We start from the raw sequence: 8,339 nt of genomic DNA, 5'->3' as shown, positions 1-8,339 counted from the left end.
GAGAATTAAAAAAAGCATTAGAATATCAAGAAAAATCTTTAAAATTAACAGAAGAGATATTAGGAGATAAGCATCCTAATTTAGCTTCAAATTACAATAATATATCTATGATTTACCAAGCTATGGGAGAATTACAAAAAGCATTAGAATATCAAGAAAAATCTTTAAAATTAAGAAAAGAGATATTAGGAGATAAACATCCTGAATTAGCCACAAATTACAATAATATATCTATGATTTACCAAGCTATGGGAGAATTAAAAAAAGCATTAGAATATCAAGAAAAATCTTTAAAATTAACAGAAGAGATATTAGGAGATAAACATCCTGATTTAGCAACTAGTTACAATAATATATCTTTGATTTATCAAGATTTAAAAGAGTGTAAAAAAGTCAAAGAATATATTGAAAAAGCTATTAATATTTGGAAAGATACGGGTTATCATAAAAAAGAATTATTTGATGCTAGAAACATTCTAAAAGATGTTGATTTTCATATCAAAAAAGAAAAAAAAGCTAAGAAAGGTAAACTCTGTAAAGATATCTAATTTTAAGAAGTATACTTTTTATTTAAAGTAGTTCTAATAAAAAAGAGAAGAATACTTCTCTTTTTTAATATTCACTATTTTTTAGTTTTAGCAGCTAAAACCCAAAGTTCAACTTTTTCATTTTTTCTATTATCTTCTCTTTTTGTTCTTCTTGAAGATGCTCTTACTTCTCTTGTAAGGTGTAAATCTTTTCTAAATCTACCGTTATTTCTTAGTTCATCAATAATTGGATGAGCACTTTGTGTTTCTATTACTTCTGCAAGATTTGAAAATATCATTACTATTTTTCCATCAGGTTTAAGATGATTTTGAGCTTGTTCAAAGAATCTATCAAATAAACCATCTTCATAATACATGGCTTTATCAATTCCTTCTTCAAGTTTATGTTTTGCTTTTATCCAAGGAGGATTAAATACAATCACATCTGCTTTTACATCACAATTTTCAAATAAATCACCTTGACTTAGTGTAATATTATCTTTAAATCCTAATCTTTCGCATTCTTGTGAAACACCGATAATTGCATTTTTATTTGTATCACTTGCAAAAATATCGTTAAAACCATTTTGGATTAATTGAAATGATAAAACACCAGAACCAACTCCAATTTCAATAGCTTTTTCTTTTGAACCATCATATTTTTTTAACCATTTATCAAATAGTTTTAAATGATCAAATCTTGTTGGAAAGTATGTATTATAATAAGGTTTTAAAGTTATATCTAAAGTCTTAATTTCAATACCTTTTTTGTACCATTCCCATGAACTATTCATTCCTTGAACTTCAGGAAAAGATACATAAAACTCAGAAACATCAGGATATAATAATTCTAACCAACCAACTTTTGGACCTTTTTTTACAGTTAATTTATTTTCTTTTACTTTGATTAGTAATCTATGAGATGCTTCTCTAAAAGCACTTCTATATGCTCGTTGTCCTTGAAAACTTTTATCTGTGTATTTAAATGAAAGTCTCTTTTTTAGTTCACCTAAAACAAGTAAACCATTACTATAAAATTCTTCAACAATTACATATTTCCCTGCAATCATTTCTTTAACTGTTTCTTTGATATCCATTTTACGATAGAAGCTAATTGCTTCAATTTGCGAAGTTATGATATTTGGTCTATCTGGCGTGATAGATTCTAAGTTTTTATTCATATATTTATATTCCCTTTATATTATGTGCAAGTGTAGTATATAAGGGCTTATTTTAAGATTGATATAGAAACAATTCATCAAATAACAAAATAAAAATATTTTTTATGTTTTTTTAATTAATTTAATTATATTATTATCAAAAAAAAATAAAAAAGGGATAAAATGGGAAAATTATTACTTGGGGTAATTCTTGCTAGTGTTGTTTTATTTACAGGTTGTTCTTCTACTAAAGTAGAATTACCAAATGTTCATGAGGCTAGTTTCAATCTTGAAAAAGGAATGAAAAAGAAAGAAGTTCAAAAGATTTTAGTATCAAAACCAACAAGTAAACAAAGATTTAATGATGAAGAGATTTGGAAATATGAATCAAGCATTATTAATGAAGATACACAAGAGGGTAGATATACAAATATTATAATTAAATTTAAAGATGGAATTGTATCAAATATTGGTAGTTTTAGTTGTGATTTACCAAAAATTAAAGAGGATTAAAAATGTTTTTTTCTAAAAAAATTATTAGTTTGTCTTTATTTTTATCTATGCTATTGACATCATTATATGCAGAAAATATAAGTTCTTTGAGTATGAATAATAATGCATGTTATAAAACAAGAACCTTAGTATTTGGTCTTGAGGATGTATTTGAAGCACTTAAAAAAACATTATTACAAGCAAATTTAAATATTGTAACTGTAACAAAAAAAGATGGTATTTTAACAGCAAAAGGTACTCAATATAATGAGGATGAAGAGACAGCAACTGATATTACTATGTCAATATCTTTTAAAGAAGTTGGATTAAATCAAACACATGTAATTTCAATTGCAAGTTATAATACAAGAGAAATAAAATCAGAGTTTCATCAACTAGGAGCTGCTGGAATTAGCTTGCCAATACCTGTGCCTTTAACAGGAAGATATGTAAATACAGGTTCAGGTAATATAAATAATAGTGCATGGTATCAAGGTTTTTATAATAGTGTATCTTTATCATTATTTGAAAATAGAATGAAATATTCAAAAACTGAAGTATTAAAAGTTGAAGAAAAGAAAGTAGAAGCAAAAGAAGAAATTCAAACTAATACTGAAAAAGAGATTGAAAAAATAGAAAAAACTAAAGAAAGTATTCAAACACAAAAAGAAGAAATAAAAGTAAAAGTAGAGACTAATACTTTAAATATAGAATAAATATATTAATTTGCACATATTTTATTTCTTCCGCTTTCTTTAGCTTGGTAAAGTGCTTTATCTGCTCTATGTACAATATCAGATAAAGTATCACTATTTTTAAATGTACTAATACCAAAACTTGCAGTTTTATTTTTTACAGTTGTGAATTCAAAATTTTCAATTTCTTCTTTTATTTTTTTTGCTATTACTTTTGTATCTTCTAAATTAGATTTTGGACATATAATCATAAACTCTTCACCACCCCAACGTCCGACAATATCTGTTTGTCTAACATTAGCTTTTAAGATATTTGCAAACTCAACTAATACAATATCTCCTGTTTGATGTCCAAATGAATCATTAATACTTTTAAAGAAGTCAATATCTACCATGATTACTCCAAATGTTTCATTATATCTTTGTGAATAATTAAGATGATATTCTAAACTTTCATCAAGTTTTACTCTATTATAAAGTGATGTTAACTTATCTGTAATAGATATATTTTTTAATTCTTTATTGAGATCTTTTAATTTTTCGCTATTTAGATTTGCTAATTGTGCTATTTCTAATTGCTCTAAAAATTGTCGTTGTGTTTTGTATTGTTCTTCAATAGCTTTTTGTTTAAGTTCTCTTTGTACTTCTTTTTCTTCTTCCATTATTTTGAATTTGTAAGATACTAAATAAGAAAGCATTAGTGCTTCTATTACAATTCCAATACCTATTCCATGAGATGAAATATAAGAAAAAGGTACATTTCCTGTATAAAACATCAGAGCATAAAGTGTAAAAAGTAAATAAGAAGTATGAGCTAATAAAAATATTTTAACAATTTTATTACCTTTTTTATAGATACTAATACTAATAAATAAAAATATAATCAGTGCATAATTTAGTGATAAAGATAATAACTCTAAAGCATGACCAAAGTTAATAAGAGCATAGATAAAATTTAAAATCAATAATATAATCACACTATTTAAAAACTTATGTTCAGTTTTATATTCATTTTTGGTTTTGAAAATAGTTTGAACAAAAAGTGCTATAAAAACTGGTGTAAACATTAGTCCAAAATTAAACCTTATAGCAATATCACCATAAATATGCATATAATGTGCTAATGAACCATACATATAAAATATCCAAGCAGTTGCTGAAAATAGGTATAAAGAGTAGTATAAATACTCTTTATATCGTGAAGAAATAAATATAAACATATTATAAATAGCTAAGGCTAATAATAATCCAACAAATAAAATTCCATCAACTTTTTCATATACTAAGTACTCTTTTGACTCTTTTTCACTAAAGATAGAAAAATTATAAAAATGGTAAGCTAAAGTATGTTGTCTTATATATAAAGTTTTATTTTCTTGAGGTTTTAGTGTAAGTTTATAAATAGCATCAGCACCATAAAGTTCACTATTTTTTGTATCAAAAGGATTAAGAGTTTGCTTATTAAGAAGATTTCCTTTTTCATTTACTTCATAATACTTAATAGAGTAAAAGGTATAAGCAATATCTTGATGTAAAAAAACATTTTGTATATCTTTTGTGGAATTAAATAATTTTATTTTTATCCATGTATCTTTAACTTCTGCACCTAAGGTATCACTATTTTTTCCTTGGCTAAATTGAATATCTTGGATATCTTTAAAGTCAACTTTTTTCTTATCATTAATAAAATATCCAACTTGAAAATCTTTAAATTTAAATTTATCAGAATTGATTATTACTGTATTTTGAGCAAGAGAATAGACAAATAGAATTGAAAAAATCAATATTAATCTCATTACTTTCCTTGTTATTATTTATTTTCTTATTCTATTTAAAAATTACTTACTTTGTAATATAAAAATTAATGAATCATATAGTAAACTTTATTATAAGAAGGATTAATTATGAAAATTCAATCATCAGATGTAAATATAGAAAGTAAAAGCTCAAATAGTTACGATATAAATCTTGAATCTAAAACAAGTTTTCAAACAACACTTTTAAGTACTGCATCTTTAAATAAAAAAATAGACGATACAGATAATAAAACCTTAAATAAAGAAGAAATCAAATTTTATAAAATAGAAAATTATGAGAGTGATTTAACTGAAATACATAAGGTTTCAAAAATTATTGTTGAATTGATTTTAGAAGGTTTTCTAAAAGTTAAAGGAATCAAACTTTATCCTTATAAAAACAAAAATGAAGCACAGCCTTTAGAAGAAAAAGAAGCTATAAAACATGTATTTAAATATGAACGTACATTTGAATATACAAAAAAGGACTCAATAGAGATATCTTCTAAAGCAATAATAAAAACAAATTCTAAAGATATTGAGATTGATTTAAAACTATCATATTCAAAAGAATTTTATGAAAAACATAGTGAAAATATTCAATTTGAAAATATATCTTTTTTAGATCCCTTAGTTATAAACTATGATGGAAATATAAATGCCTTGGATAATATTAGTGAAGAGATGACATTTATGTTTGATTTAAATAGTGATGGGAAAAAAGAGAATGTACCATTATTAAAAAGTGGCAATGGCTTTTTAGCAATGGATAAAAATCACAATGGGAAAATTGATGATGGTAGTGAACTTTTTGGACCACAAACAAACTTTGGGTTTGAAGAGTTAAGAGCCTATGATAAAGATAATAACTCTTGGATAGATGAAAATGATGAGGTATTTAAAGATTTAAGTATTTGGACAAAAAATGAAGATGGAGAAGATAAACTAATTGCCTTAGGTCAAAGTGGAATAGGGGCTTTATATTTAAATGATGTCTCTTCAGAATTTACTTATAATAATTCAGTAAATAATAGTCTTGCTCAACTAAAATCTTCATCAATTTATATAAAAAATGATGGAACAGCGGGTTTGCTTTCCTCTTTAGACTTTATTGTAAATAAATAGGATATTATTACAAAAAAGATTAATAAAAAAGGAAATAAAATCAAAAATCAACACTTTACATGGAATAACACTTTAGATGAACCAAATGAAATAGTAGATAAATCTTATGAAAAACAGATGCAAAAAAATGCTAAAAAAAGCACTCTCTATTCATATTTTGTAAATGCATTTTTTCTACCATTTACAATTGTTTTAGGGTATGTTTATAAAAGTAAAAACAATCAATTTAAAAACTTCTTTGCTTTAAATGTAAATATAGACAAATATGAAGAACAAGCACAGTTAGTAGATGAATTAGGCTGTAATGATTTAATGATTAGAATTCCATTATCAGATATTGATAATATTTCAAAATATAAAGAGTTTGTTGAGTCTTTTAAGGGCAAAAATATCACTTTAAATATTATCCAAGATAGAGAAAATATCGAAAATAAAAAACTTCTAAGAGAAAATATCACTTTGATTTTTTCTACATTTAAAGGAATTTGTAATAATTACCAAATAGGAAATGCAACAAATGAAAATAAATGGGGATTTTTTAGTATTAGTGAATATTTAGATTTTTATACTACTGTTCAAAGTGTAAGAAATGAGAAATTTCAAAACAATATTTTAATAGGTTCAGGTGTAAAAGGTTTTGATTTAAAAAGTACACTAAGAACAATGTTTAATAAGTTTGCTATAAAGTTTGATAAAGTTTCAGCACTTTTATATGTAGATAAACAAGGTTTTCCAGAAAAACCACAAAAGATTACATTTGATTTAATAAAACAAATAAATACTATTTATTCAATTGCAACATTAGCAATAAAAGCAAAAAATGATGTAATTATTTCAGAAGTTTCATGGCATATAAAAGAGCAAAAAGAGGCAAATGAGTTTGCTATTAGTGAAGTTGATTATGCAAACTATATGGTTCGATATTATATGTTAGCATTAGGAACAAAAAAAGTTCAATCGGTATTTTGGTTTCAATTAGTTTCTTCAACATTTGGGCTTACTTATGTAAAAAAGGGAAAACTAGAAAAAAGAAAAGCTTTTTATGCTTTTAAAACTATGATTGATTTTTTACAAGATTGTAAAGTTGAAAAGTATTCTGATGCAAGTGGTTTACATGTTTTAACGTGTACAAATAAAAAAGGCAAAAAACTAGATATTGTTTGGACACAAAAAGAAGAACCTGTTGAACTAACAGAGTTTAAAAAAGTATATGATATTTTTGGAAATGAAATGACAAAAGATATTAAAATTACTCAAAGTCCAATTTATGCTTATCATTAAAAGATAAAGAATTTTCTTTATCTTTTAATTTTTTGTTCCATAATTTATTTTATTTCCATCTTTATCTTTAAGTGGATATTTAATCTCATTTAATTTCATTTTATCTTTTATTGCATCTTCTAAGTTAATATTTAATGTCATACACATTCTTATAAGATATACAGCAATATCAGCTATTTCTTCTCTTGCATGTTGATGTTTTTCAGGACTTAAGTTCTCAGATTGCTCAAAATCCAACCATTGAAAAATTTCAAGAAGTTCTGATGCTTCAACACTTAATGCCATAGAAATATTTTTTGGATTGTGGAATTTATCCCAATCTCTTTGTTTGGAAAACTCTTTAATGATGTTTTCTATGTTTTTCATATTCATAATAATCCTTGGTAAATGATAATTTCACTATAATACAAAAAATTAAATAAAGATATAAATATGATAAAAAGAGAGTTCTTACAAAAACACGAAAAATTAGATTTTAAATTCTATCAAAATGTTGATGATTTTATAGTTGAAGAAGTGCCAATAAAATTTGCAGGTCGTGGAAATTTTATTATTGCAAAAATAAAAAAAACAAAACTAGGTACATGGGATTTACTTGAAAGTTTATCAAAAGGTCTTCAAATTTATGAAAATGAATTAGGATATGCAGGTCTTAAAGATAAAAATGCAACAACAACACAATATATTTCTATTCCAAAAAAATATTCAAAAGATTTAAAACAGTTTAGACACAATAAAATCAAAATCTTAGAAACAACACTTCATGGAACAAAATTAAATATTGGTGATTTAATTGGAAATAAGTTTGAAATAAATTTACATGAAGTCAAAGCAGAAGATGTTGGAAAAATTGAAAAACTATTAAAACAAATCTCACAAATAGGAATGCCAAACTATTTTGGATTTCAAAGATTTGGACACGATGGTGCTGAAAACTTAGAAAAAGCAAGAAGATATATTTATGAAGATTATCAAATTAGAGATAAAAAAATATCTAAAATGTTAGTATCTGCTTATCAAAGTGATTTTTTTAATAAGTGGTTAGTAGAACGTCTTAAAATGAGTGATGAAAGTTTTGAAGTAGTTGGTGGGGATGTATTTAGAGAATATTCAAGTGATAAATTCTTTACTCCTAAAAATATTACAGAAGAAATGCAAAAAGATTTTAAAGATAAAAAAATTGTTCCAACTGGATTATTGCCAGGAAAAAAAGCATTTAGAAGTATGTTTAAAGCAAGAGAAATAGAAGAAAAATATGATGAT

Annotated in this window: 9 protein-coding genes; 6 read left to right on the top strand and 3 right to left on the bottom strand. The window is 24.6% G+C overall.

All coding sequences use genetic code 11. The features are described 5' to 3' along the window. Positions 1 to 548, top strand: a 548-nt coding sequence (locus tag ACERKK_RS08625) for a tetratricopeptide repeat protein (RefSeq protein ID WP_373772677.1), incomplete at its 5' end; no start/stop codon positions are given. 74 nt (positions 549 to 622) lie between these two features. On the opposite strand, the gene ACERKK_RS08620 is transcribed toward ACERKK_RS08625, so the two are convergent. Continuing rightward, positions 623 to 1,708, bottom strand: coding sequence for a methyltransferase (locus ACERKK_RS08620; protein ID WP_373772676.1), 1,086 nt, complete (start codon positions 1,706 to 1,708; stop codon positions 623 to 625). A 162-nt stretch (positions 1,709 to 1,870) separates the two neighbouring features. Between ACERKK_RS08620 and ACERKK_RS08615 the strand changes: the two genes are divergently transcribed. Both ACERKK_RS08615 and ACERKK_RS08610 read left to right on the top strand, forming a co-directional pair. Beyond that, positions 1,871 to 2,200, top strand: a complete 330-nt coding sequence (locus ACERKK_RS08615) for a hypothetical protein (protein ID WP_373772675.1) — start codon at positions 1,871 to 1,873, stop codon at positions 2,198 to 2,200. A 2-nt stretch (positions 2,201 to 2,202) separates the two neighbouring features. After that, positions 2,203 to 2,895 carry a hypothetical protein gene (locus ACERKK_RS08610; protein ID WP_373772674.1) on the top strand — a complete coding sequence of 231 codons (693 nt, stop codon included), beginning with the start codon at positions 2,203 to 2,205 and terminating at the stop codon, positions 2,893 to 2,895. 5 nt (positions 2,896 to 2,900) lie between these two features. Here ACERKK_RS08610 and ACERKK_RS08605 read toward each other — a convergent pair whose 3' ends face one another. Further along, on the bottom strand, positions 2,901 to 4,670 hold the full coding sequence (locus ACERKK_RS08605) for a diguanylate cyclase (RefSeq protein ID WP_373772673.1): 1,770 nt from the start codon (positions 4,668 to 4,670) through the stop codon (positions 2,901 to 2,903). A 108-nt stretch (positions 4,671 to 4,778) separates the two neighbouring features. Between ACERKK_RS08605 and ACERKK_RS08600 the strand changes: the two genes are divergently transcribed. Then, on the top strand, positions 4,779 to 5,795 hold the full coding sequence (locus ACERKK_RS08600; RefSeq protein ID WP_373772672.1) for a hypothetical protein: 1,017 nt from the start codon (positions 4,779 to 4,781) through the stop codon (positions 5,793 to 5,795). A 117-nt stretch (positions 5,796 to 5,912) separates the two neighbouring features. Next, positions 5,913 to 7,076 carry a hypothetical protein gene (locus ACERKK_RS08595; protein WP_373772671.1) on the top strand — a complete coding sequence of 388 codons (1,164 nt, stop codon included), beginning with the start codon at positions 5,913 to 5,915 and terminating at the stop codon, positions 7,074 to 7,076. A 24-nt stretch (positions 7,077 to 7,100) separates the two neighbouring features. Here ACERKK_RS08595 and ACERKK_RS08590 read toward each other — a convergent pair whose 3' ends face one another. Further along, positions 7,101 to 7,448 (bottom strand): nucleotide pyrophosphohydrolase, encoded by a 348-nt coding sequence (locus ACERKK_RS08590; RefSeq protein ID WP_373772670.1) that lies wholly within the window; start codon positions 7,446 to 7,448, stop codon positions 7,101 to 7,103. 60 nt (positions 7,449 to 7,508) lie between these two features. Here ACERKK_RS08590 and ACERKK_RS08585 point away from each other — a divergent pair. Beyond that, the coding region (locus ACERKK_RS08585; protein ID WP_373772669.1) for a tRNA pseudouridine(13) synthase TruD at positions 7,509 to 8,339 on the top strand (831 nt) is incomplete at its 3' end.

The sequence above is a fragment of the Poseidonibacter sp. genome, from assembly GCF_041821165.1.
Classification (GTDB): Bacteria; Campylobacterota; Campylobacteria; order Campylobacterales; family Arcobacteraceae; genus Poseidonibacter.
This window is presented reverse-complemented; position numbering and strand designations above follow the sequence as displayed.